The organism is Pseudomonas sp. S11P7, assembly GCF_023195435.1.
GTDB lineage: Bacteria > Pseudomonadota > Gammaproteobacteria > Pseudomonadales > Pseudomonadaceae > Aquipseudomonas > Aquipseudomonas fluorescens_G.
The window spans coordinates 2,114,481-2,137,708 of sequence record NZ_JALPKS020000002.1; the positions used below are offsets into that span (position 1 = coordinate 2,114,481).

General features: G+C 61.2%; 20 protein-coding genes, 1 tRNA gene and 2 pseudogenes. 7 read left to right on the forward strand and 16 right to left on the reverse strand.

What is annotated here, in order from left to right; translation table 11 throughout:
- Window positions 1–270 precede the first annotated feature (270 nt).
- A tRNA-Gln gene (locus M0746_RS09915) sits at window positions 271–345 on the forward strand.
- 113 nt (window positions 346–458) lie between these two features.
- On the opposite strand, the gene M0746_RS09920 is transcribed toward M0746_RS09915, so the two are convergent.
- Together M0746_RS09920 and M0746_RS09925 are read right to left on the reverse strand one after the other, a co-directional pair.
- Window positions 459–2,447 (reverse strand): peptidase U32 family protein, encoded by a 1,989-nt coding sequence (locus M0746_RS09920; protein WP_258449016.1) that lies wholly within the window; start codon window positions 2,445–2,447, stop codon window positions 459–461.
- A gap of 490 nt (window positions 2,448–2,937) precedes the next feature.
- Complete coding sequence (locus tag M0746_RS09925) at window positions 2,938–3,318, reverse strand: RidA family protein (protein ID WP_090283006.1); 381 nt, start codon at window positions 3,316–3,318, stop codon at window positions 2,938–2,940.
- A gap of 223 nt (window positions 3,319–3,541) precedes the next feature.
- Between M0746_RS09925 and M0746_RS09930 the strand changes: the two genes are divergently transcribed.
- Window positions 3,542–3,952, forward strand: a complete 411-nt coding sequence (locus M0746_RS09930; RefSeq protein WP_258449017.1) for a cupin domain-containing protein — start codon at window positions 3,542–3,544, stop codon at window positions 3,950–3,952.
- 9 nt (window positions 3,953–3,961) lie between these two features.
- On the opposite strand, the gene M0746_RS09935 is transcribed toward M0746_RS09930, so the two are convergent.
- The 4 genes from M0746_RS09935 to M0746_RS09950 all read right to left on the reverse strand — a co-directional run bounded on the left by M0746_RS09935 (window position 3,962) and on the right by M0746_RS09950 (window position 5,688).
- Complete coding sequence (locus M0746_RS09935) at window positions 3,962–4,168, reverse strand: hypothetical protein (protein ID WP_258451461.1); 207 nt, start codon at window positions 4,166–4,168, stop codon at window positions 3,962–3,964.
- A gap of 71 nt (window positions 4,169–4,239) precedes the next feature.
- Complete coding sequence (msrA, locus tag M0746_RS09940; RefSeq protein ID WP_258449018.1) at window positions 4,240–4,746, reverse strand: peptide-methionine (S)-S-oxide reductase MsrA; 507 nt, start codon at window positions 4,744–4,746, stop codon at window positions 4,240–4,242.
- Window positions 4,747–4,905: 159 nt separating this feature from the next.
- Window positions 4,906–5,253 carry a general stress protein gene (locus M0746_RS09945; RefSeq protein WP_090283013.1) on the reverse strand — a complete coding sequence of 116 codons (348 nt, stop codon included), beginning with the start codon at window positions 5,251–5,253 and terminating at the stop codon, window positions 4,906–4,908.
- Between the two features lie 255 nt (window positions 5,254–5,508).
- Window positions 5,509–5,688 (reverse strand): general stress protein, encoded by a 180-nt coding sequence (locus M0746_RS09950; RefSeq protein ID WP_093101985.1) that lies wholly within the window; start codon window positions 5,686–5,688, stop codon window positions 5,509–5,511.
- Window positions 5,689–6,036: 348 nt separating this feature from the next.
- Between M0746_RS09950 and M0746_RS09955 the strand changes: the two genes are divergently transcribed.
- Window positions 6,037–6,207, forward strand: coding sequence for a general stress protein (locus tag M0746_RS09955; protein WP_157720685.1), 171 nt, complete (start codon window positions 6,037–6,039; stop codon window positions 6,205–6,207).
- A 20-nt stretch (window positions 6,208–6,227) separates the two neighbouring features.
- Here M0746_RS09955 and M0746_RS09960 read toward each other — a convergent pair whose 3' ends face one another.
- Both M0746_RS09960 and M0746_RS09965 read right to left on the reverse strand, forming a co-directional pair.
- Window positions 6,228–7,349, reverse strand: a complete 1,122-nt coding sequence (locus M0746_RS09960; protein WP_258449019.1) for a carboxylate-amine ligase — start codon at window positions 7,347–7,349, stop codon at window positions 6,228–6,230.
- 26 nt (window positions 7,350–7,375) lie between these two features.
- A complete protein-coding gene (locus M0746_RS09965; protein WP_258449020.1) occupies window positions 7,376–7,624 on the reverse strand; it encodes a hypothetical protein in 249 nt (82 codons plus the stop codon).
- Window positions 7,625–8,482: 858 nt separating this feature from the next.
- Between M0746_RS09965 and M0746_RS09970 the strand changes: the two are divergent.
- Both M0746_RS09970 and M0746_RS09975 read left to right on the forward strand, forming a co-directional pair.
- Window positions 8,483–9,365: pseudogene (locus M0746_RS09970) on the forward strand (manganese catalase family protein).
- Between the two features lie 100 nt (window positions 9,366–9,465).
- A pseudogene (locus M0746_RS09975) lies at window positions 9,466–9,974 on the forward strand (ferritin-like domain-containing protein).
- A gap of 54 nt (window positions 9,975–10,028) precedes the next feature.
- Here the strand turns inward: M0746_RS09975 and M0746_RS09980 are convergent.
- Entirely contained in the window at window positions 10,029–11,018 is a 990-nt protein-coding gene (locus M0746_RS09980; RefSeq protein WP_258449021.1) for a ribonuclease Z, read from the reverse strand.
- Between the two features lie 419 nt (window positions 11,019–11,437).
- Here M0746_RS09980 and M0746_RS09985 point away from each other — a divergent pair, with 419 nt between their 5' ends.
- The gene (locus M0746_RS09985) at window positions 11,438–11,668 is read left to right on the forward strand and encodes a hypothetical protein (protein WP_258449022.1); all 231 of its coding nucleotides are present in this window, start codon (window positions 11,438–11,440) and stop codon (window positions 11,666–11,668) included.
- A 12-nt stretch (window positions 11,669–11,680) separates the two neighbouring features.
- On the opposite strand, the gene M0746_RS09990 is transcribed toward M0746_RS09985, so the two are convergent.
- From M0746_RS09990 to M0746_RS10015, 6 genes are all read right to left on the reverse strand, one after another.
- Window positions 11,681–12,214 carry a DUF4142 domain-containing protein gene (locus tag M0746_RS09990; protein WP_258449023.1) on the reverse strand — a complete coding sequence of 178 codons (534 nt, stop codon included), beginning with the start codon at window positions 12,212–12,214 and terminating at the stop codon, window positions 11,681–11,683.
- Window positions 12,211–12,378, reverse strand: a complete 168-nt coding sequence (locus tag M0746_RS09995) for a hypothetical protein (protein WP_258449024.1) — start codon at window positions 12,376–12,378, stop codon at window positions 12,211–12,213. The genes M0746_RS09990 and M0746_RS09995 overlap by 4 nt, the downstream gene beginning before the upstream one ends.
- Complete coding sequence (locus M0746_RS10000) at window positions 12,375–12,617, reverse strand: hypothetical protein (RefSeq protein ID WP_258449025.1); 243 nt, start codon at window positions 12,615–12,617, stop codon at window positions 12,375–12,377. The genes M0746_RS09995 and M0746_RS10000 overlap by 4 nt, the downstream gene beginning before the upstream one ends.
- Before the next feature lie 663 nt (window positions 12,618–13,280).
- Entirely contained in the window at window positions 13,281–15,140 is a 1,860-nt protein-coding gene (locus M0746_RS10005; protein ID WP_258449026.1) for an ABC transporter ATP-binding protein, read from the reverse strand.
- Between the two features lie 176 nt (window positions 15,141–15,316).
- The gene (locus tag M0746_RS10010) at window positions 15,317–15,727 is read right to left on the reverse strand and encodes a response regulator transcription factor (RefSeq protein WP_258449027.1); all 411 of its coding nucleotides are present in this window, start codon (window positions 15,725–15,727) and stop codon (window positions 15,317–15,319) included.
- On the reverse strand, window positions 15,724–16,716 hold the full coding sequence (locus tag M0746_RS10015) for a response regulator (protein WP_258449028.1): 993 nt from the start codon (window positions 16,714–16,716) through the stop codon (window positions 15,724–15,726). Before M0746_RS10015 ends, M0746_RS10010 begins: the two co-directional genes overlap by 4 nt.
- 348 nt (window positions 16,717–17,064) lie before the next feature.
- Between M0746_RS10015 and M0746_RS10020 the strand changes: the two genes are divergently transcribed.
- The gene (locus tag M0746_RS10020) at window positions 17,065–22,116 is read left to right on the forward strand and encodes a trifunctional serine/threonine-protein kinase/ATP-binding protein/sensor histidine kinase (RefSeq protein ID WP_446731293.1); all 5,052 of its coding nucleotides are present in this window, start codon (window positions 17,065–17,067) and stop codon (window positions 22,114–22,116) included.
- A 258-nt stretch (window positions 22,117–22,374) separates the two neighbouring features.
- Here the strand turns inward: M0746_RS10020 and M0746_RS10025 are convergent, their stop codons facing one another.
- A complete protein-coding gene (locus M0746_RS10025) occupies window positions 22,375–23,217 on the reverse strand; it encodes a helix-turn-helix domain-containing protein (RefSeq protein ID WP_258449030.1) in 843 nt (280 codons plus the stop codon).
- Window positions 23,218–23,228: the final 11 nt, after the last annotated feature.

Sequence of the window (23,228 nt, forward strand, 5' to 3'; positions counted from 1 at the left end):
TGAAACCGTGAGTGAATTTGAACGGATGGACGTATCTGGGCTGTGTCGGAACGGGGCCTTGTTGCAAGGCGATGTATCGTCGTTGGACACGTATACAGTGTGATACACAGAGGCTGAACGTGCCCGGCGCCGGGCTGTTTACCGATCAAAAAATTAAGTCGCTGTTTTAAAACAAAAAATATTTCACGCCGGGCTTCCCAAAGCCAAACAATGTTGGTAAATTGCGCCCCGTTCTCACAGCGAACCCAACGGGCCGCTGGAAAGAGCAGTAGGGGCGTCGCCAAGCGGTAAGGCAGCAGGTTTTGATCCTGCCATGCGTTGGTTCGAATCCAGCCGCCCCTGCCATATTCGAAAAAACGCCAACTTCGCGAGAAGTTGGCGTTTTTTTATGCCTGCGATTTGGCAAGGCACAGCAAGGCCGGCCTGCGCAGCGCCGAAGCACCGCGCGGGCCAGGCACTCAGTGCGGTGCGCGCGGGATGGTTTTCAGCAGGTCTTCAGGGCTGATGTGGCCGACCACGCTGCCCGGTTGCGGCAGGTTGAGGATGTGGCCCTTCATCTTGCCGATGATGTGCATCTCGCACGGTTTGCAGTCGAACTTCAGCGTCAGCACTTCATCGCCGTGGATCAACTGCATCGGCGCGACTTTGGTGCGCACGCCGGTCACGCCTTTGGCCTGTTTCGGGCACAGGTTGAAGGAGAAGCGCAGGCAGTGTTTGGTGATCATCACCGGCACTTCGCCCGGCTCTTCGTGGGCTTCGTACGCCGCGTCGATCAGCTTGACGCCGTGACGGTGGTAGAAGTCGCGCGCCTTCTGGTTGTAGACGTTGGCGAGGAAGGTCAGGTGCGAATCCGGGTACACCGGCGGCGGGCTGGTTTCGGCCTTGCGGCTGCCACGCGGGTGCGCAGCGACGCGGGCGGCGGTCAGGGCTTCGATCACTTCCCGGCGCAGCGCTTTGAGCTGCGAGTTGGGGATGAAGAACGCCTGCGGCGCATCAAGCTTGACGTCGGTGGCATGGTACTGGGTGGTACCGAGCTGGCCGAGCAGATCGCGCAACTGTTCCAGGGCTTGCTCAGGCTTGTTGGCCACGCCGAACGGACCGGGCAGGGTGACGCTGGCGCTGATGCCTTCTTCGCTGGTTGCGGTGATTTCCAGCTGCTCTTCACGCAGACGCGCCAGCCAGCTCAGGGCCACGCGACGTTCCGAAGAGGTCTTTTGCAGCGCCTGTTGCCAGTTGTGGTCAAGGTTGCGGTTCAGCGGGTGGTTCGGGCGCAGCTTGAACAGGCCTTCGGGCATTTCGTTCGGCTCGACGCGGTAGCGGTAGCGCTTTTCGCCGTCTTCTTCGAACTCGCCCTTGGCTTCGGCGATGTTGGCGCGGAAACCGACCACTTCGCGTTTGACCAGTACGTTGAGGCCGTCACCGTTGGACAGTGGCTCGTGGGTCACCACCTGCATGTCACGCTTGCCGACTTTTTCGACCGTACCGACCGGCAGACCGGTGAAGGTCGGCGAGTCGAAGGCGCCGATGTCGATCTTGCGATCGGTGACGAAATAGTCGGTGCTGCCACGGTGGAAGGTTTTTTCCGGATCGGGCAGGAAGAAGTGCGCGGTGCGGCCGCTGGACGCGCGGGCCAGGTCCGGGCGGTCTTCCAGTACGTCGTCGAGGCGCTGGCGGTAATAGGCGGTGATGTTCTTCACATAGCCCATGTCCTTGTAGCGGCCTTCGATCTTGAACGAGCGCACACCGGCTTCGACCAGCGCGCGGATGTTGGCGCTCTGGTTGTTGTCTTTCATCGACAGCAGGTGTTTTTCGTAGGCGATCACGCCACCCTTTTCATCTTTGAGGGTGTACGGCAGACGGCAGGCCTGCGAGCAGTCGCCACGGTTGGCACTGCGCCCGGTCTGCGCGTGGGAAATGTTGCACTGGCCGGAGAAGGCCACGCACAACGCGCCGTGGATGAAGAACTCGATGGCAGCGTCGGTTTCATCGGCGATGGCGCGGATTTCCTGCAGGTTCAGCTCGCGCGCCAGTACCAGCTGCGAGAAACCGGCCTGATCGAGAAACTTCGCCCGCTCCAGGGTGCGGATGTCGGTCTGGGTCGAGGCGTGCAGTTCGATCGGTGGAATGTCCAGCTCCATCACGCCCAGGTCCTGAACGATCAGCGCGTCGACGCCGGCGTCGTACAACTGATGGATCAGCTTGCGCGCCGGCTCCAGTTCGTTGTCATGCAGGATGGTGTTGATGGTGGTGAAAATGCGTGCATGGTAACGGCGGGCGAATTCCACCAGCTCGGCGATTTCGCTGACTTCGTTGCAGGCGTTGTGGCGCGCGCCGAAGCTCGGGCCGCCGATGTACACGGCATCAGCGCCGTGCAGGATCGCCTCTCGGGCGATAGCCACGTCGCGGGCAGGGCTGAGCAATTCCAGATGATGCTTGGGCAAGGACATAGTTTTTTTAGTCAGGCTGTCACGGTTAGGCGCGCATTCTACCCGCGAAACGCGCGGCCGGCACGCCTGTGCTGCCCGATGGCACAGATCTTAAGGATCACCCAAACCCCGTAGGAGTGAGCCTGCTCGCGAAAGCGCCGGTCCAGCCACCACCTATGTTGAATGCAAGACCGCTATCGCCAGCAGGCTGGCTCCCACAAGGGGCCTGATGTCAGCGCGGAATCGGCGAACGCGACGCAGGAATTGCGCTCGTTCCCACGCGCAGCCAAGGAATGCCTCAACTGACGCTCCGCGTTCGGCTTTGAAAGGGACGCGGAGCGTCCGGGCTGCATTCCCACGCAGAGCGTGGGAACGATCAGACTGAGGTCAGCTCGGAGTCGGCGAACGCGCCGCAGGCGTTGCGATCATTCCCACGCGGAGCGTGAGAACGATCAGATATAGAGGCAGCCTGCTGGCTCCCACAGGGTTGTGGAGTGTTACAGGAATCAGGTCAGGCCTTGGCCGCCATCGCCGTGACTTCCACGCGCATCCCTTCAACCGCCAGCGCCGCCACGCCCACCGCCGCACGTACCGGCCACGGCTTGGCGAAGAAACGCTGGTACACCTCGTTGAATGCCGCACGATCAGCCATGTCGGTGAGGTAGATGGTCAGGTGCATGACCCGATCCATCGAACTGCCGGCACGTTCCAGCGCAACTTTCAGCGCTTGCAGGGTGCATTCGCTCTGGGTGGTGATATCGCCCAGCTCCAGGCTGCCGTCGGCGCGGGTCGGGATCTGGGTGGAAACCATGATCCCGCCGAACGTCGCTACGTCGGAAGAAATCGAGTCGGCGTCCGGATCGGGGGTGAAGGTGATGTCTTGGTTGGCCATGGGAATCCCTTGTCTGAGCGAGTGAAGATCGCGGCAGTTTACAGCTTCCTCGTCAACAAGGCCCGTCTGCTCGGTCGACACAGTGACGAGGCAGTTTGTATGAGCGTGTATCAGATCACTCGCGGTACACAGCTGAACAACAAACTCAGGGTTCACGACACATCCACCCTACATGCAACCCGCAGAGTAGCCCTCACCACATCACTGATTGAGAGGGCTACATATGAAACGTTCACTGTTACTCGCCAGCGCCATTTTTGCTTCGATGATCGGTATCGCCCACGCGGCAGACGCCCCGGCCAAGAGCTGGCAGCAAGGCTTGAGCCGCACCGATCTGGTCAAGCAGGATCTTGGTGCCGCCGACCGCGAAGTGATTCAGGCACGCGTCGATTTCGAGCCGGGCGTAACCTCGCCGCGCCATGCACATCCGGGCGTTGAAGTCGCTTACGTGATCAGCGGCACGTTCGAATATCAACTGGAGGGCAGGGCGCCGGTGACGCTGAAGGCGGGGGAGTCGCTGTTCATTCCGGAAGGCGTGGCGCACGTCGCGAAAAACGTCGGCAGCGACAAGGCCTCGGAGCTGGCGACCTACATCCTGAAGAAGGGCGAGCCGGTGCTGATTCTCAAGCCGTAAGCCGTTGCCTCAATGCAGAGTCGCCGCCCGGCGACTTTCGCCGATGCGGATGCGATCGAGCGCACGGTTCAACGCATCAAGCGCATCAAGCGCATCAAGCAGGGCCTTGGCTTCGGCGACACGATCCTCGCCCCAGAGACGCTCGGCCAGCCGGTTGAGGGCCTGGATCGAGCGCTCGATGTCGGCGGCGCTAGCCGGCTTTTCAGGGGGGTGGATTTTTCGGCATTCATGACATCCTGCAAAAAAATGGCTCAATCGCGTCGCGCTACTGACGCGACGCCAACTGATCAGCCGCGCTTGGGTAGTTTCCAGTTCGGCCGAATGAAGTGGCAGGTGTAGCCATTCGGAATCCGCTCCAGATAATCCTGATGCTCAGGTTCCGCTTCCCAGAAGGGTCCCGCCGGTTCGATTTCAGTCACCACTCGGCCTGGCCACAATTTCGAGGCGTCGACATCAGCGGCGGTGTCTTCAGCCACGGCGCGTTGTTCGTCGTTGAGGTAATAGATCGCCGAACGATAGCTTGGGCCAAGGTCGTTGCCCTGGCGGTTGGGCGTGCTCGGGTCGTGGATCTGGAAGAAGAATTCGAGAATCTGGCGGTAGCTGATCACTTTGGGATCGAAGGTGATTTCAATGGCTTCGGCGTGGTTGCCGTGATTGCGATAGGTCGCGTTCGGCACGTCGCCGCCGGTGTAACCGACGCGGGTGTTCAGTACGCCCGGGTAACGGCGCAGCAGGTCCTGCATGCCCCAGAAGCAGCCGCCGGCAAGAATCGCGGTTTCGGTTTGATTGGTCATGGCAAGGGTTCCTCTGACAACGTTGGGGATTGCCATGGTTATGAGGGCGAGTTGGCCAATTCCAAGGTGCGGCAATGAAGAAAGCGGCGGGAGATTGCGAGGAAGTTGTCTTGCGTTGAATAAACGGCAGGGGAGCGATGCTCCCCTGCAAATGGCGCATTAGCTGTTGCGCCCACCACCATGACTGTTTTCGCCACCTTTGCGCCCGGCTTCGGAGGCTTTTTCGCGGTCGTTGGCAAAGTTGCCACCGCTGTTCTGACCGCCTTTGCTGCCGGCCTCTGACGCGCGCTGCGGGTCGTTCTTGAAGTTGCCGCCGCTGTTCTGGCCACCTTTGCTACCGGCCTCGGCTGCACGCTCCGGATCATTCTTGAAGTTGCCCCCACTGTTTTGGCCGCCTTTGCTGCCAATTTCCTGGTAGAACTCTTTATCATGCGAAGCCGATGTTGCTTCCCCACCTTTTTTACCTGCTTCGTTGACGGACATGCTGCCTTGTTTATCTTGAGCCATTTCAAAACACCTCTTGCATATATAAGCATTGATTCGAATTCAGGCTGCGCTTAGTTGCGCGCTGAAGTTGTTCGGACAAATGCCGTGGATACTGCCTGATGTTGGTTGTTGCAATGCTCGTTACTTGCCGGTTGGCTTGGGTTCGACTGTCAATCAACTGGAACGCTCGTCAGCCGTATATAACTGACTTTCACGCTGATGAGCGTTCCAGCTGTTTGATTTCGAAGGGCAGCGAGGCTGCCCTTATGCCACCGGTCAAGACGACTTACGGCCGCCACCGTGGCTGTTCTGGCCGCCTTTACGGCCTGCTTCGGAAGCTTTTTCGCGGTCATTGGCGAAGTTGCCGCCGGAAGCCTGGCCGCCTTTTTTACCCGCCTCGGATGCCTTCTCACGATCGTTGGCGAAGTTACCCGGGTTTTTATTACCTGTAGTCATGATAGCTCTCCAATATCAATTAAGGATTTCTTAAGTTGCCCATTTTTGCAACGGACACTTACTCGGATAACGCGCTGGGGAAAATCGTTTGAAGATTTTTTTCGGTGCCCGATGAACGGTAGTGCTTGAAATGAAACTTATACAGGGTGGAGTTTCAGGCGCCGCTTCGTATAAGTTTGCTGATATTAAAGTGACTGTTTGCAAGCAGGTTAATGCTTCGCTTCGTTTCGTTTAAATGCCTTTCGTCAGTATGACGAATACACCGGTGGCGAGCGCAAAGTTCGGTTGATAGGGTGCGAGAGCGGAGTACGAAACTGACAACCAAGATTTCATCGCGAGGACAGTGTCATGACCAGCAAACATCAAAGCGGACATTCATTCGCCGACGACCCACAGAAAATCAAGGAGGCCGGCAAGAAGGGCGACACTGCGGTCGACGTCAAACTCGACCGGGCGGAAAAGGCGCGCACGGGCGGGCAACACAGCCATGGTGGAACGCGCACCGGCAAGGGGGACTGAGGCGAACTGTTGAAGGTCGATCAGCTGCGCGAGGTTTCCTCCAGCAGATGATCGACCACTTGCGACAGCGCCGAACGCGGACCGGGCTGTTGCTGCAGGGCCTGGTTGAATACCGCCAGTTGTCGGTCGGCGCTGGTGCCGCCATTGATGATCCTGTTGGCGCGTTCGAACAAGGCCGGGATGCGCAAGTCATCGGCGGTTTCGGCGAAGCGCGCTTTTGCCAGCGCTAACCATTGGCTGATCGAACAAGGGCTGCCCTGGCCTGCGACGATGAACTTGCCGTCGAGCCCCCAGCGCTTGGCGCGCCAGCGATTTTCCTCAAGTATCCAGCGTGCTGACGCGTCATAGGTCGCGCCTGGTTGCGGCTGCCGGCACGCATGCGTGACCAGTACGCGAAAAAACGCGGCGAGGGTCAACGCGTCTTCCACACGAGGGCAGGCGTCGGTCATGCGCAGTTCCAGTGTCGGGTAGCGCACGGCCGGGCGAATGCCCCACCAGCATTGGCTGGGCTGGCTGATTACGCCGGCGCGGGTCAGAAAACCGATGTGCTCGTCATACGCCTGTTGATCGGCAAACAGCGGCGGCACGCCCATGCGCGGCCACTCGTCGCACGCGGCCTGGCGATAACTTTTGTAGCCGCTGTCGGCCCCGTCCCACAGCGGTGATGAGCAACTCAGGGCCAGTAACAGCGGCGTCCACGGCAACACTTCGTTCATCACCCTGATGCGGTCCAGATGCTCAGGCACTTCTACATGCACATGCAGGCCCGACAGCACGCTGCGCCGGGCGACGTGGCCGTAGGTATCGAACAGGTCGTGAAAATGCGGTTCATTGGTGGGGATCTGTTCGCGCCAGTCGGCCAGCGGATGGCTGCCGGCGCAGAGCAGGCCGAGGCCGAAAGGTTCGAGGGTTTTGTTCAGGGTCTGACGTGCGCCGGTCAGATAATCGCTGGCTTCGACGAAGTCAGTGAATACCGGTGAAGCGATTTCGAACTGGCCCTGAAACATCTCGGTGGCGAACGAGGCGCCGATGGCTTTCTTGCAGGCCTCGCGAGCTTCGGGCGAAGGGGCGCCGGCCATTCGGCGGGTGTGCAGGTCGGTGACGAAATATTCTTCTTCGATTCCAAAGCGCGGTTCGGTCATGGCTGGGCTCGCTGGGCATTACAGGGTCAGTGGTAGTCGTGGCCGGCGATGGCCTGCACGTAGGCCTGGTCGGCTTCGCGGCGCAGTTCTTGCCATTCTTGCCAGGTGATGATGCCGAGGCGGTCCATTTCGTCGCATTGGCGCAGGAGTTCTTCGTGGTAGCGATCGGGGCAGTCCATGCGCAGGGTGCGGTCTTGCAGTGTTCGATGCCAGGTATCGAGGGCTTGCAGGCGGGTTTGTTGTTCGGCTGTCAGCAGGTTTTTGTAGGCGTTCATGGGGGGCTGGCTCGCGGGTGGTTTTCTTTGTGAGCGCTTGGGGTTCGTGGTGGTTCAAGGGAAGTGACGGGCTGGTGCCTTGGCGGCCTCCGGGCCGACCAGGCTTTTGGGGTTTTTGGGTGTATATCCGTTTTTTTGGGTGTGGCGGCTGGCGGTTCCGCTCTTACAGCGGGTCACTTTTGCAGACGCCCAAAAGTAACCAAAACGCTGGGCCCCTGCGTTCGGCCCTCGCAGGCTCGGGTTCCTTCGCTCCGGGACCGATCCGGGCGCAGCGGCTAAGGTTTGCTGCGCTGCACCTCCTTCCGCTGTGTCTGGCTGCGCCAGACGGTCGCTACGCTCCCACGCCCGGATCGATCCCTGCACTCAGCCTGCCGATGGGGCCGGTTAGGCGAGAGCAAGGGCACTCGAGCTTCGCTCATTGTAAGGAGTGGTTAGAAGCGGGGCGTTTGGCTTTGGATTTGTGGTGTGGCTGCCCCTCACCCCAGCCCTCTCCCGAGGGAGAGGGAGCCGATTTGGGTTGGCTTTGAAGTTTGTGTTCGACGCGTTATTTCAGGTTGGCGCAGCTCGCGCATTCACCACGGTTGTTCCCTCTCCCTCCGGGAGAGGGCTAGGTGAGGGGCTCTTGATTTTGCTGTGTCTTTTGTCCGATTTGCACTGGTAAAACCGATGCTTTCAATCAAGCAAATCGCGCAAACAAGCGAGCCCGCGCTTCCCGTTTCGCTTGTTCCAGCCACGTAACCATTTGTCCTGAACCCGAATATTTTTTGAAATTTTCTCCGCAGCCAACGCTTCACAAAGGAGTGGGCAGTGACTTGACCGTCGAGACCGCCACACTCATTCAGACTGAGGAGATTTGTCATGTTTTTACATAACAAGCGACTTCAATACACCGTTCGTGTTGCGCAACCCAATCCCGGGCTTGCGAATTTGCTGCTGGAGCAGTTCGGGGGGCGCAGGGGAGTTGGCGGCGGCTACGCGCTATTTCACTCAAGCGTTGGCTGAGGAAGATCCGGGGCGCAAGGATTTGCTGTTGGATATTGCTACCGAGGAGTTGAGCCACCTGGAGGTGATCGGTTCGATCATCGTCATGCTCAACAAGGGCGCCAAGGGCAAGATGGCCGAGGGCGTGGAGGAAGAGGGTGAGTTGTATCGTTCGTTGAACGGTGCCGGTAACGACTCGCACATCACCAGCCTGTTGTATGGCGGGGGTTCGCCGTTGACCAATTCGGCGGGTGTCCCATGGTCCGCAGCATATGTCGACACCATTGGTGAGCCGACCGCCGATATGCGTTCGAACATCGCGGCTGAGGCGCGGGCGAAGATTGTTTATGAGCGGTTGATGAACGTGACGGACGATCCGGGCGTGAAAGAAGCGCTGGGCTTCTTGATGACTCGGGAAATCGCACACCAGTTGTCATTCGAGAAAGCCTTGCATGCGATTCAGCCAAACTTCCCGCAAGGCAAGCAACCCGGCATGCCGGAGTTCACCAACGTCTACTTCAACATGTCCCACGGCACCGAGAGCATGCGCGGGCCATGGAATCAGGGTGACGATTGGGAGTTTGTCGAAAGCCCAACGCCAGCGGTGGATGGCGGCGATGGTCTGGCGACCGTCCAGCTGGACAGTGCCGACGAAGCGCTGCTGGAGAACATGAAAACCCGGACCATGTCCGATCCCAATAGCGAACCGGTGACCGGTGCGGATCTGGGCGCCGGTACGCAAGTTCCGCCGTCGTTGTGACCGCGCAACACTGCCCGCCGAACCCCGCTCAAGCGCGCCACGCAACAGTGTGGCGCGCTTGAGCGGGACCACTGTGAAACCATCTGAAGAGGATTCCACCATGGCCACTCCACAGGAAAATCTGCTCGACTGGCTGCGCGATGCCCACGCCATGGAGCAACAGGCCGAGCAAATGCTCAAGGCGCAATCCAAGCGTCTGGAGCACTACCCGCAACTGAAAGCGCGGATCGACCAGCACATTGAAGAAACCCTCGGTCAGCAGAAACTCATTGATGAATGCCTGCAACGGTTGGGGGCGATTCGTCAACGATCAAGGATCTGGGCGGCAAGTTGATGGCCTTCGGTCAGGCCGTGGGTGGCTCGTTGATGAGCGATGAGGTGATCAAGGGCGCAATGGCCGGCTACGTGTTCGAGAACATGGAAATCGCCAGCTACACCGTGCTGATTGCAGCCGCCGAAGCGGCTGGCGATACGCAGACGAAAAAGGCCTGTGAGTCGATTCTGCCGCAAGAGGTGGCCATGGCCGACTGGCTGCTCAAGCACTTGCCGCAGCTGACCGAAGCGTTTCTTGCGCGCTCGGCTGACCCAGACAAGGAAGCCAAGAAGTAACCCGACCGTGGAACTGCAACGTCCGTTCGCCAGGCGAGCGGACGTTTTTGTTTTTCATTTGTTGCGCGATCGGGGCACAGGATTTCGGATCACTGGCTGCAAATGGCCCTGTTGATCGAAGTGATAGCGCTGCAGGTCGCGCGCCAGAATCAATTGCCCGCCATAGAGCGCGGCCGCTTCACTGCGTACGTCTTCGATTGACGGGTGTTGCGCCGGGTTGGCCTGGTAGCGTGCGCTGAAGTGCGTCAGTACCAGATTGCGCACGCCCACCGCTTCGGCAAAACCGGCAACCGCTGCAGCGCTGCTATGGCCGTAGCTGGCGCGGGTTTTATCGATGGCCGCCTGGATGAACGTCGCCTCATGCACCAGAACATCGGCTGAAGCGGCAACCTCCGCCAGCAGCTCCGGGCGGTCGTTGTCGCCGCAGACGATGATGCGCTGCGGCGGGCGCGCCCGGAGCAAATAGTCCTGCGCGCGCAGCCAGCGCCCGTCGTGCAGCACATCCTGGCCATGGGCAAGTTCACCCCACAGCGGACCGCGTTCGATGCCTTCAGCGTCGAGGCGTTGCACATCCAGACGCGGCGCCGGATCGGCTTCGGTGAAGACATAACCGTGACACGGCACGCGGTGCGACAGCTCGACCGTGCTGACTTCAACGTTGCCGTTGCACCAGTGATCCAGCGACTCGACGGCGTGCAGATGGATTTCGAACGGCAGGTGCGATTGCGTCACCGCGAGACTCAAGGTCAGCCACGGATGCAGGGCTGCGGGCAGGATGATATCCAGCGGCCGCGTACGTCCGGACATCCCGGTGCTCGCCAGCAACCCGGGCAAGCCAAGGCAATGGTCAGCGTGCACGTGGGTGATGAAAATGCCCCGCAGTTCGCTCAGCGACAATGGCGTGCGCAACACCTGATGCTGCGTGCCCTCGCCACAATCGATCAGATACCAGCCTCGGCCCGACGCCTCGATCAATGCCGTGGCGCTGACATTACGCTCACGGGTCGGCACGCCGGCAGAGGTGCCCAGAAACAACAAGTCCACGATAGTGTTCTCTCGCAATCATCAGGTGAAACGCAAATGACATGGGTCGTCGTCATCGACCGGCGCTTGCATTCGGGAGTTCCGCTGTCGATGCGGTGACCAGTGGCGGGATGCGCATGCTCCAACGCCAAAATCAGAAGCCCCTCACCCTAGCCCTCTCCCGGAGGGAGAGGGGACTGACCGAGTTGAATGGACGAGGTTTGCCACGTTGCGATATCGAGTCGAACTCCAGTTCGAAACTGCCCACAAATCGGCCCCCTCTCCTGGGGAGAGGGCTGGGGTGAGGGCAAGCCACACCACCCAACCGAGGCCTTACGCCAAAACCCGCCGCCATAAACAAACAACCCGACCAAAAAAATCGAACGCTAACCCAACCACAACGTCCATCGCCATAAGCCCCCAAAAAACCGGAGAACCCAATGACCAGTTACCCAATGGACGAAACCGATTCAGACCACCGCAACCGCCAGCTCGGCCAGGCGCTGGGGCTGGACGCCGACGAGGTCGAGCTCTGGGTCAGCGCTATCGAGGAAGACGGCAGCGGCATGGGCTATGTCGTGCACTTCTCCGATGAGACCCCGGTCGATGTGCTCGCCAAAGTCCAGGGGCTGGGCGACGACATGACCATCAACGTTGGCCCCATCGACTGACAGCGCCGCCGCTCAAGGCTTGGCGGGCGCAGTCAATTTCCCGGCTGAAGGCTTGAGCTTTTCCTGCAGAGCCTTCGCCGTCTGCGCCTGCTTTTCGATGCCTGGCAGCGCCGATTGAGCGAAGGCTTTGAGCTGCGGGTTTTCCGAAGACATCGCCTCTTTCTTGAACAGCATGACCTTCTGCTCAAGTGTCTCGGCCTGGCTGTCGATGTAGGTGCGGTCGAACGATTCATCGCGCGATTCGAGGCGCAGTTGCCTGGCTTTTCCGGCTGTCGAAGGTTCGGCTGGCACGTCCATCTTCAAGGTTTGCCCGAGCTGCTGCAGTTTCGGATAGAAGCGGTCGTGGTCAGCGATCATGCTTTTGGCGAAGTCCCTGACTTCAGGCAGTGCGCTGTTTTCCATGGCTATCCGAGAGGCGTTGTTCTGGAACAGGCTCTGTTGCGCCGCTTCTTCGACGAAGGCATTGAGTGTGACGGCGTAACACAGGGCGATGGTCTGCAGGCTCAGGACCAGCGTGGCGAGGGCTTTTACCGCGAGCTTATTCATGTCTGGCCCACCTCCGGGTCACGTTCTTTATCCGCAGGGCCGGGGGTTACGCGTGAGCCTTGTTGGTGGTCGGTGTTTTCGCGGCGTACGCGTTGATCGTCGGTCAGGCCGTCGGCTTCGGTGCCTGGCGTGTTGGAGCCCTGGGTGGGTTTTTCATCGGTCATGGGTGGATTCCTGAATGGTTTGATTCGGGTGTGACGGCGGTCACTGAGCGGGTGTAGGCCGCGGTGGCGATTTCGATCAGAGTGTTGCGTTCCGGGGCGTTGATGATGCCGCGGCTGCGATAGTCGTCGGCGAGTCGGAGCAGTTCGTCGTAGCGGTCTTCGGGTGCGCTGAAGGTGCTGGTGTTGGTCAGCAGGTCGTGCCATTGGGTGTAGGCGAGCATTTTGGTTTCGTTGTACATGGTGGTTTTCCTCGGCCCTTTGTTGGGTAGAGGAGGGGGCTTGGCGGGGTGTTCCGTGGGGACGACGTACGGTTGGTTTTGCTGATTTTTTGGGGGCGGTGACGTCGGGTTTTGGGTGAATATCCGTTGCTGCGGGTGGTGTTTCTGGCGGTTCCGCTCTTACAGCGGGTCACTTTTTCAAACGCCAAAAAGTAACCAAAGGCTTGGCCCCTGCGTTCGGCCCTCGCAAGCTCGGGTCCCTTCGCTCCGGGACCGATCCGGGCGCAGCGGCTACGGTTTGCTGCGCTGCACCTCCTTCCGCTGTGTACGACTTCGTCGTACGGTCGCTGCGCTCCCACGCCCGGATCGATCCCTGCGCTCAGCCTGCCGATGGGGCCGGTTAGGCAAGATCAAGATCAAGGGCACGCGAGCTAACGCTCATTGTTGAGTGGTTAAAAGCGGGTGGTTGGCTTGGGATTTGTGGTGGATTTGCCCCTCATCGGAACGCCGCCCGCCCAGCCCTCTCCCGAGGGAGAGGGAGCCGATTTTGGTTGGAGTTGAAATTTGCATTCAACTCGGTATTTCACGTTGCCGTACCTCTTGTATCCAACTCGGTCAGTCCCCTCTCCCTCCGGGAGAGGGCTAGGGTGAGGGGCTTTTGACTTTGCTTTTAAAATCGCCGGATCAAGCCTGATCCACCGTCGCGGCAAACCCCTGATCTTCGCCCAGAAACCCGCCGCTCTGATGCTGCCACAACCGCGCATAAATCCCGTTCCTGGCCAGCAATTCGGCATGGGTGCCTTGTTCGATGATCCGGCCTTCGTCCATGACGATAAGCCGGTCCATGGCGGCAATGGTGGAGAGGCGGTGGGCGATGGCGATGACGGTTTTGCCTTGCATCATTTCGTCGAGGCTTTCCTGGATGGCGACTTCGACTTCGGAGTCGAGGGCGCTGGTGGCTTCGTCGAGCAGCAGGATCGGGGCGTTTTTCAGCATGACGCGGGCGATGGCGATGCGTTGGCGCTGGCCGCCGGAGAGTTTGATGCCGCGCTCGCCGACCAGGGTGTCGTAGCCGCTGTGGCCCTGGCGGTCGCTCAGTTGGCTGATGAAGCCGTCGGCCTGGGCGTTGGCGGCGGCGCGGTGGATGTCTTCGTCGCTGGCGTCGGGGCGGCCGTAGGCGATGTTGTCGCGGATCGAGCGGTGCAGCAGCGAGGTGTCTTGAGTGACCATGCCGATGGCGCTGCGCAGGCTGTCCTGGGTCACGTCGGCGATGTTCTGGCCGTCGATGCGGATCTGCCCGCTGTCGACGTCGTAGAAGCGCAGCAGCAGGTTGATCAGCGTCGATTTGCCGGCGCCTGAGCGGCCGACCAGGCCGATTTTTTCGCCGGCACGGATGTGCAGGCTCAAGCCGTCGAGGACCTGGCGTTCGCCGTTGTAGTTGAAGCTGACGTTATCGAACGTCACCGCGCCGCCGGCGGGTACCAGCACGCCGGCGTTCGGCGCGTCCTGGACTTTCGGGCCACGGGTGAGGGTGGCCATGCCGTCCTGCACGGTGCCGATGTTTTCGAACAGCGAGGTCATCTGCCACATGATCCAGTGCGACATGCCATTGATGCGCAAGGCCATGGCGGTGATCGCCGCGACCGCGCCGGCGCCGACCTGGCCCTGGTGCCAGAGCCACAGGGCGTAGCCGCCGGCGCCGATGATCAGCGCGACTACCAGTGCCTGATTAACGATTTCAAACTGGCTGACCAGACGCATCTGGCGAAACCCGGTGAGCTTGAAATCTTCCATTGCCGCGCGGGCGAAGTGCGCTTCGCGTTTGGAGTGCGAAAACAGTTTCACCGTGGTGATGTTGGTGTACGCGTCGGCGATGCGCCCGGTCATCGATGAGCGCGCATCGGCCTGTTCCTGGCCGACTTTGCCCAGGCGTGGCACGAAGTACACCATCGCCAGTGCGAACAGCGCGACCCAGGCAATGAACGGTAGCATCAGCTTCAGGGCGAAGCCGCCAGCGAGGGCGATGATGGCGATGAAATACACGCCGATGCCGGGGGCGATTTCGATCAGGGTGAACAGCACTTCGCGCACCGCCAGCGCCGTTTGCATGACCTTGGTGGTGACCCGTCCGGAGAATTCATCGGAGAAGAACGACAGGCTTTGCCGCAGCATCAAGCGGTGAAAATCCCAGCGCAGGCGCAGCGGCAGGTTGATCGCCAGGATCTGGTGCTGAACCATCGTGCGCAACGCGACCAGCACGATGCTCACCAGCAGGACGATGCCGATCCCCCACAGCACGCGGCTTTCCTCGGCACTGACGCCGCCACCGGTCTGCCAGGTCGAGAGCAGGTCAACGACCTGACCGAGGAAGGAAAACAGCCACGCTTCGTAGATCGACACGCCGGCACTGAGCAGGGCCAGCGCGAGGATGTAACCGCGCGCGCCGCGGGTGCAGGCCCACAGAAAACGCGTCAGGCCCACCGGCGGCGGTGGCAGTTCGTCAGGCGGGAAGGGGTCGAGTCTTCGTTCAAACACGCGAAGCATTACGCTCTCCGAAAAGGATCAAGGTCGGGGGATTCTGCCATTTAACGGCAGCCTTGAGGGGTTGCCGGTCAATGTCAGGTCACCTGAACTGACCTTGAAACGCAGCCGCAGTGCCAATTGATTGCTCCTGCCGACGCTGCTGCGCGGGGCGCCGGAGGCAAAAAATACCCTGATGTTCAGTGCTGGCGATGCACCACCGACTCGATCGCCTGCAACAAAGCGTCTTCTTCGAACGGTTTGCTCAGGCAGTGTACCGCCTGATAGCGGCCGGATTCGGCCAGAGTCGCCTCATCCCAATGGGCCGACATGCAGATCACCGGGAAGCGCTGGGAGCGGCGTTGCAGTTCGCGCATGACGTCGATGCCGGACAGGCCGGGCATGCGCAAATCCAGGAGAAGACAGGCGATTTCGTCGAAAGGCTGTTCGGCGAGAAAGGCTTCGCCGCTGTCATAGACCTGCGCGTGGTAACCCACCGAACGCAGCAGATTGCGCAGGCTTTTGCGCACCGAGGCGTCGTCATCGACGATGCAGACAATGGTCGCGTGACTGTTATCGGCCGTCGCGGGACGGTCAGTCACACTGTTCACGACAGGCTCGATGGGCCGGGTGGCCGCGCGCTGCTGATCAGCCCGTAGAGTTCGACGAGGTTGACCAGCGAGCGCGTCTGCATTTTCGCCATGATGTGTTTGCGATGGACCTTGGCCGTGACTTCGCTGGTGCCCAGCTGGTTGGCAATCTGCTTGTTGGCAAGACCGGCGACAATCAGCGGCAATACTTCACGCTCGCGCGGGGTCAGCAGCGCGGCCAGTTGCAAGGCTTGTTGCACGCGCTGCCATTGCTCGTACGCAGTCGCCGCACGTTCGCGGGTGGTGCGCAGAGTATCGAGCAGTTCATCGTCATTGAACGGTTTGGTCAGAAACTCCACCGCCCCGGCTTTCATCGCCTGCACCGACATCGGAATGGTGCCATGGCCGGTCATGAAGATCACCGGCCACGGGTGGCCGCGCTCGGTGAGCGTCGCCTGCAGTTGTAATCCGCTTGCGTCAGGCAGGCTGACATCGAGCAGCAGGCACGCCGGCCCGTTTTCCAGAGGCGCGTCGAGCAGTTCTTCGGCGCTGGCGAACAGGCGGTGTTCGATGCCTTCGGCCCGCAGCAATCGGCTCAGGGCCGTGCGTACCCGCGCCTCGTCATCGACGATCAACACCGGCACCGATTGCGCCTCGATCGGCGGCTGTTGTGGCGCCCTCGGCACAGGCGCGGCCATGGCCGTGAAGGCGGGCGGTTTGGGTTCGCGGTCTTTCAATAATCGGTAACCTCGACGGGCGACCGTCTGAATGATTTCTTTGGCCCCGAGCAGCTTGCGCAGCGCGGAAATCTGCACCTGCAGGTTGTTTTCCTCGACGACGATATCGGGCCAGACCTGATTGATCAGCTCGTCCTTGCTGACAATCCGGCCGTCGGCCTGCATCAATATCGAGAGCACTTCGAACGCGCGGCCGCCGACACGCAACGGCCGGCCATCGAGAAAGGCTTCGCGCCGCTCCAGTGAGATCGTGGCCTGGCCGAGTCGGATCATGCTTGCCTCTGCGCTGCGGTGAAAATGAATGGCGGGGCGCCGGTTCATGAGACCGGTACGCTAGGTGAGCGCCCGGCATAAAGCAATTATCCCGAGGGATAACAGCCGCGGTTTCCAGCCTGTTTATCCGCAACGGCAGGCTCTGGACGGCCATTCTGGGGCTGCAGGCGGACAGCCGCGCGACGCCTGGCCCCTTGACCAGAACCGTTGCGTATACTCGCGGATCGGCCCTGAAACCAGTCTCCAGCGGTGATTCCAATGCCCGGCACGCCTTCTGCCAGCCCCATGTCCTGTCCGTCCCCAGCCCTGCTGCATGACGAAGCGTGGCTGGACAGTTGCCGGTTCAGCCTGTGGCGCCGCGATAACGAACTGACCTGGTACAGCCTCGAAGATGGCCGCACGCTCAAGCGCTGGTTTGCCGTGCGCGCACCGATTCAGCGCCCGACTGTGTGCAAACGCCTGGAGCGCGATTTCCACCTGCACCTGCCTGCCGAGTGGGTGGTTGCCCCGGTTGCACAGATCCGCTCGGCCGCCGGCCCGCTGTTGGTGTATCCCGCGTGGGGTGAGTCGCTGGCGGAGTTGATCAGCGACGCCGGCCTGGCGCTGGATCGGTTTCTGCACATTGCCGTGGCGGCGGCCAACGCACTGGCGCTGACTGGCCAGGCTGGCGTTCGCCGCGTCGGTCTGCTGCCATGGCACCTGATGGTCGGTGCCGACGACTCGGTCAGGTTGATGGGCGTGCACACCGCCGCGCCCGATCTGTCGAACAGCGAACTGCCGGTTATCGAACACTGGCCTTATCTGGCGCCGGAGCAGGTGCAGCACGACGTTGCGGCGAACGATGAACGCAGCGACGTGTACGCCTTGTCGGCCATCCTCTATCAAGTGCTCACCGGTCGCACGCCGCTGATGGCCCGCGACCCGGCGCAGTGGCGGCATGTGCACGCCGCCGTCCAGCCGCCATCGCCTGACGTGTATGTAAACGATTTGCCGCAAGGGCTTTGCCAGGTCTTGCTCAAAGGCTTGGCAAAAGAACCGGACGCACGCTATCAGAGCCTTGAGTCGCTGGCCGCAGATCTGGCCTGGTGCCTGCGCCAGTGGCGTGAGCACGGGCGGATCGACGCGTTTCGCCTGGGCGCCTTCGATGCGCTGACGAAAACCACCCGTGGCGAGTTGCTGTTCGGTCGCGAGGCGGAGAGTGCGCAATTGCTCGAACAGATTCAGCGCGTGCGCAGCGACGGCATCGCCCGGGTTTTGCTGGTCGCTGGCGCGCCTGGGGCGGGCAAGTCGACGCTGATTCATCAGAGTATCCGTGGGCAGGCGCCGGGTTACTGGGCCAGCGGCAAGCTCAACCTGTTGCACAACGACATTCCTTTTGCGCCGCTGGTGCAGGTGTTCCGCTCGCTGGTCACGCAGTTGCTGGGCAAACCGGCGCTGGAAATGCAGGCGCTCAGCGCGCAGTTGACCGAAGTGCTCAAAGGGCGTGGCCGCCTGCTGGTGGAGCTGGTGCCCGAGGCCGAATTGCTCATCGGCGTCACCGCAGAGCTGCCCAACATGCCAGCCCGTCATGCACTCGATCGCGCCAGTCGCACTCTGCTCGATGTGCTGCAGGTGTTCGCCCAGCCGGGGCGGCCGCTGGTGCTGTTTATCGACGATGTGCAATGGGCCGACGACTCGACCCAAGCCTTTCTGAAGGCCTTCATTGCGCGCCCGCCGCGGCATCTGCTGCTGATTCTGGCCTATCGTGACGATGAAACTGCCGTGCTGGGCGGTGAGGGCGGATTGCTCGACGAGTTGTGCCGTGAGTCGGCGTTGCCGGTGTCGCGTATCGAGGTGGGGCCGATGTCGGTGCAGGCGGTCGCGCAATTGATTGCGGCCGAGCTGGACGCGGAGGTCGACAACATTGAAGCGCTGGCCGAAGTCGTGCATTTCAAGACTGCCGGCAATCCGTTGTTTGTCAGTCAGGTGTCGCGGGCGTTGATGGATGAGCGGCTGCTGCATTTCGATGCCATGCAGCATCGCTGGACGTGGGCGCCCGGCGCGCTGGCCGGCTATCGCTACGCCGATAACGTCGCCGATCTGATGGTGCAGCGCTTGCAGCGCCTGCCCGCGTCGGCGCGAGAGGTGTTGCGCTGTGCCGGCTATGTCGGTGGTCGCTGTGACGAAGCGCTGTTGCAGCGTTTGCTGCCGGACGATCCGCCGCAACTGGCCCGCGACGTCGAGTTTCTGGTCAACGGCGGATTTCTGCTGGGCGAAAACCACCAACTGCTGTTCCCGCACGACCGCGTGTTCGAGGCCGCGGCGCAACTGCCCGCGTCGATCGGTCGTGCCGCCGAGCACGCACGCATCGCAGCGGTGATGCTCGATGAGTGGAGCGAGGAGGTCGATCAACACGTCTTCGAAATCGCCAGCCAGATTCAACGTATCGACACCGACATACCTGAAAGCCATCGCCGCGCCGATTTCATCAAAGTGCTGGTCCTGGCCGCCGAGCGCGCGCGCGACACTGCCGCTGTCGATCAAGCCCTGGATTATCTGCTGATTGCCGAGCGCCTGCTCGGTGCCAATGGCTGGACGCAGCTGTACCCGCAGGCCTTCGCCAGCCGTTGGCTGGCCGCCGAGTGCGTGATGCTGTTGGCGGACCTGCCTGGCGCCCAGCAACGTCTCGACGATTGCCTGCAACACGCCGCCACGCCGCTGGACCAGGCGAAAACCTATCGGTTACGCGCCAGTTTGCGCACGCTGCATTCCGATTATCAGGGCGCGATCAGTGAAGCGCTGAGCGGCTTGGCACTGCTGGACATCTCGTTGCAACGCAAGCCTTCACGGGCGCAGATGACCGAGGCTTTCGAGCGCGTTCGCGAGTTGCGCGGTACGCGTCGGATCGCCGACCTGGCCGCACTGCCGCCGACGGATGATCCGCGTATCGAAGCAGCCATGGAACTGCTCAGCACGCTGATTGCTTCGTTCTTCGTCAAGGACGACATCTCCTTTGTGCACTTGGCGAAAATGGTCGAGCTCACGCTGCTGCATGGCACTACGCCGAGCAGTGGCTACGGATTCGCCTGGTTCGGGGTGATGATCGCCGATCGCTACGGCGAGTACGTCGATGGTCAGGCCTATGCCGAGCTGGCGCTGCAGCTCACCGATCTGCATGGCTATGAAGCCGGGCGCACGGGCACGCTGGTGGCGCTCGATCAGGTCAGTCCATGGACGCGGCCACTGGCGTACGCCCGGCAAAAAGCTTTCGCCGCGTTCGAATGCGGGCAGGCGGGCGGTGACCTCGGCATGTCGTGTTACGCCTGCAACCACATCGCCTCTGATCTGCTGTTCATGGGCGAGCCGCTGCCCAGTGTGCTGAGCGAACTGGAGCACGGTCTGGCCTGGGTCCGCCAGTTTCATTACATCGATATCGAACGTATTTTGCTGGCGCAGCAGACATTCGCCACGGAGTTGCGCAACGGCCCGGCGCCGCGTGCCGTTGCTGATCTTGCGCGGCTTGAACATGATTGCTTCGGCCCGTTGGACCGCGAACGCGTGTCGCAGCCGACGCTGTTCTGGCGCTGGCTGTATTCGGGCATGTCTGCGTTTTATTTTGGCGACATCGCGTATGCCTTGCGGCGCTTCGAAGAGGCGGGCGCCTTGGCCTGGTCGCTGCCGGCGCATATCAACCTGGCCGATTACTACCTGTTTTACAGTCTGGCGCTGGCCAGTGACGAGGCGCCGGGCGAGGTCATCGAAAAACTGCACACGCTGGAACAGCACCGTCAGCGATTCCTGCGCTGGGTCGAACTCAACCCGTCGACCTTCGCCAACAAGTTACTGCTGATCGAAGGCGCGATTGCCCGCGTGCGCGGCGAAGGCCTGGTTGCCATCCGCTGCTTCGACCAGTCGCAGATCGCCGCCGCAGCTGCCGGATTCATTCACGAACAGGCGCTGGCCCACGAGCAACTGGCGCAGATCTGCCTGAACAGCGGTCTGGTGTCCGGTGCCCATCACCACCTGCGCGTGGCCCGCGATTGTTATGCGTTGTGGGGCGCGCAAGCCAAGGCGCAGCAGTTGCAGGCGTTGCATCCTTTTCTGGTCACTGAACATTCATTGGAAACGGTAACCCCGGTCACCCGCGCACGCCTCGATCTGCAAGTGGGCATCGAGGCCGCCCGCGCGGTGTCGCAGGAAGTGCTGCTCGACCGCTTGGTTGAAACCCTGATGAACCACCTGATGATCCATGCCGGTGCCGATCAGGGTGTGCTGATGCTGGTGACCGACGGCGCACTGCAACCGGCCGCGGCGGCGTTTATCGAGTCTGGCAACGTGCGTGTGACCCAGGCCAACGACCAGCCCCTCGAACACATGGCCCCGGTCTCGGTTCTCAACGCAACCATGCGCACACGCACGCCACTGGTGCTCGACGACGCCAGCCTCCAATGCCCCGAGGCCTACAGCAGCGACCTGCAACCACGGCAGACACGCTCGATGATGTGCCTGCCGTTGCTCAAACAGGGCGCGCTGATCGGGCTGGTGTATCTGGAAAACAGCCTGGTGCCGAAACTGTTCAACGCCGAACGCCTGACCATGCTGGAAATCCTCGCCTCACAAGCCGCGGTGTCGCTGCAGACCGCCCGGCTCTACGCGCAACTGGTCGAAGACAACCGCCTGCGCGCACAAATGGAAGCCGACCTGCGCAGCTCCCGCGCCGAACTGGCGCGCAACTCGCACCTGAAAATGATGGGCGAACTGTCCGCCTCGATCGCCCACGAAATCAGCCAGCCGCTGCTCGGCATCACCTCCAACGCCTCGGCCAGCCTGCGCTGGCTCAAACGCGCCACGCCAGACCTGAACGAAGCCATTCAAGGCCTGGAAGACATCCGCGCCGACAGCGCCCGCGCCAGCGAAATCGTCCAGGCCCTGCGCGCGCTGGCCAAACAGGCCCCACTCAAACGTCTGCCCATCGCGATCGATGACCTGATCAGCGAAGTCATCCACCTGACCGCTACCGACTTGCACAACCGCAATGCCACCCTGCAAACCCGCCTCAACGCCGGCTGCAACGTCGCCGTCGACCGGGTACAGATCCAGCAAGTCATCTACAACCTGATCACCAACGCCCTCGAAGCCATCGCCAGCCACGACCGCCCCGGCCAACTGACCATCGAGTCCATACGCCGCGATCAGCACATCCACATCACCCTCCAGGACAACGGCCCCGGTATCGCCGAAGCCCAGCGCGAACACATCTTCGACGCGTTCTACACCACCAAAGGCAGCGGCATGGGCATGGGCCTCGCCATCTGCCGAACCGTCATCAATGCTCACGGCGGCACACTGCAAGTGGAAGACAGCGAAGAGGGGGCACGGATTGGATTTACGTTGCCGATCGGATTGCCGGGTGATGCTTGAATCGGTGCTGAAGATCAAAAGCCCCTCACCCTAGCCCTCTCCCGGAGGGAGAGGGGACTGACTGTGGTGGATGCGAAAGTTACGCCGACCTGAAATACCGAGTCGTACTCAATTTTTAAAGCCAACGCAGATCGGCTCCCTCTCCAGGGGGAGAGGGCTGGGGTGAGGGGCAGCCACACCATAAATCCCAAACCAACCACCCGCTTCTAACCACTCAACAATGAGCGTTAGCTCGAGTGCCCTTGATCTTGATCTTGCCTAACCAGCGACATCGGAAGGCTGAGTGGAGGGATTGATCCGGGCGTGGGAGCGCAGCGACCGTACGACGAAGTCGTACACAGCGGAAGGAGGTGCAGCGCAGCAAACCGTAGCCGCTGCGCCCGGATCGATCCCGCAGCGAAGGGACCCGAGCCTGCGAGGGCCGTACGTAGGAGCAAGCCTTTTGGGTACTTTTTCGGCGTCTGGAAAAAGTGCCTCGCCGTAAGGGCGAAACCATAAGAAGCCGTTACCGCGGCAACGGATATTCACCCAAAACCCCCAAAGCCTGGTCGGCCCAAAGGCCGCCACGGCCAAAAAAAAGACCGCAACAAAGCGGCCCAAAGAGGGAGCAAACAAACCAGAATCAAGTACGCAATTCCACCCCCGCACCGCAACCCCAAAACCCGCCGCACCTTCCCAAACCGCCACCCGCTCGCCCACCACCGCAACACGCGCAACATCCAGCCTCATCGCCTGACGCCAGGCCTTCGGCGGCATCCCCACCAAGCGCCCGAACGTACGGGTAAAGTGCGAATGATCCGAAAACCCACACTCATAGACGATCTCGGTAATCGGCATTGACGTCAGCAACAACCCCTTCGCCTTGTCGATCTTCACCCGCAACATCCACTCCTGCGGCGAGCAGCCCGTGACCAGCTTGAACGCACGGGAAAAATGACTGCGCGACAGGTTGCAATGCTCGGCAATCTCACTGACCCGCAAGCTGCGGCTCAAGTCGCCGAGAATGAACGCCTTGGCGCGGCGTTCCTGCCAGCCGGACAGCGCGCCCAATGGGCGCGCCTGAGTGCAGGGGAAGTCTGAATTCAGCGATTGCGGGGTCATGGCGGCTCTCC